General features: G+C 40.1%; 3 protein-coding genes. All 3 read left to right on the top strand.

The features are described 5' to 3' along the window. Positions 1-265 (top strand): type II toxin-antitoxin system PemK/MazF family toxin (locus PX481_RS09075; protein ID WP_288094456.1); only part of this gene is annotated, 265 nt, incomplete at its 5' end. 125 nt (positions 266-390) lie between these two features. Then, positions 391-909: a GIY-YIG nuclease family protein gene (locus PX481_RS09070; RefSeq protein WP_002764180.1), complete on the top strand. Its 519-nt coding sequence runs from the start codon at positions 391-393 to the stop codon at positions 907-909. After that, complete coding sequence (locus PX481_RS09065; protein ID WP_223213113.1) at positions 812-1,012, top strand: hypothetical protein; 201 nt, start codon at positions 812-814, stop codon at positions 1,010-1,012. Before PX481_RS09070 ends, PX481_RS09065 begins: the two co-directional genes overlap by 98 nt. Positions 1,013-1,371: the final 359 nt, after the last annotated feature.

Genomic DNA, 1,371 nt, shown 5'->3' with positions numbered 1-1,371 from the left:
TATTGCTATTTCACCAAGTCGCCATCGTGATTTATTACTTGCTTTAATTTCTTCTCGTCTTCATCAAGCTACTCTAGGATTTGATGAAATTATTAATACCTCAGATTCTGACTATATTACTACTGGACTTAAAGTGGCTTCTTTAATTCGGCTAGGACGATTAACAAGTGTCGAATCATCTGTAATCAATGCACGTTTAGGAACTATCTCACCAGAAAGACTAATACGCATTAAAAATCTTTTAATCAATTGGCTAAGAAAATAAAATTATTGTGATCGCCGTCATCTTGTCGATTACACTTTAAAACTATGTTCATTTTTGCTTTTGAAAGTGCGATCGCTGATTCTATGGGGTGCATTAACGAAGTGTAATGTGCCTTTTTTTGTGGCATGATGAGTTCGATAATCGATAATCTGCCTTCCGTGCCAACGAACAACTCTGAAATACAGAACCAAGCAAGAAACGTCTTAGATGCAATTGCGTTTACTCCCTTTGAGCAATGTCAACCCTTGAGCCGTGATTTTAGCGAAATTCCCGATCTTCCTGGTATTTACGCAGTCAGACATAGATATCAGGGATTGCTTTACATTGGTAAAACCAAAAGCTTACGAGGTCGTTTTAAAGGTGGACACAAAGCTTTTTTGTGGGCTTGGCTCGATCAATATACAAGTGAAGATGTACGAATTGCGGTGCAGACAATACCTTACTCAAAAAACCCTGCGCTACTATTAGAACTAGAGGCGATCATTTTAAGGGCAACTGAGCCACCGTATAATGTTCAAATTCATACTGGAGTCCTAACCCATGCAAGTGAAACTTTCGGAGCAAATCTCGTCTGCGGATGCGGAAAATATTTTAAAGTGCTTACCAGACTGGATTCAGGATGCCCTGATTGCTCGCGCTACTGAAATTGATTATCCCGTTGAAGCAATCCTTGAGATGGCGATCGCCAGTTTTCTAGACACAGAGGCATTAAGTTTTGCCGACTGTAAGCCAGGGCGAGGTCAATAAGTGCGATCGCTCTTGTAGTAACGCACTAAATTGATTGTTATTCACCGTAATTATCTGATTTTTTGGATTTTTATTAATGCGATCGCAGAGCTTGTAGCTGATCTTGTAGTGCGATCATTTTTTGATGATGGGGAGGGGCGATGGTTTTTGGGAGGAGCAATTTTGGTTCTTCGGTTTGTCTTATGCAATGGACGGGGTTATAAGGAATGAAACCTTTATAGAGACAGACATTGCCGCAATTTTTGTCAATTGTTTGCGATCTGGAGCGAACTAATCAATTAAATCTCTTGCCAGATAAGGATTGAGTCGATTTATGCTCCCCTATCGAACCATACCAAGTCCCGAAGAGCCGCAATTTT

The organism is Microcystis sp. M53603_WE2, assembly GCF_030065435.1.
Note: the sequence above shows the minus strand (reverse complement) of the source record. Positions and strands in the feature narration are given on the sequence as shown.

Excerpts from the sequence above, each read along its gene's own strand:
- PX481_RS09070 (WP_002764180.1), top strand. The coding sequence starts at position 391 with ATGATGAGTTCGATAATCGATAATCTGCCTTCCGTGCCAACGAACAAC.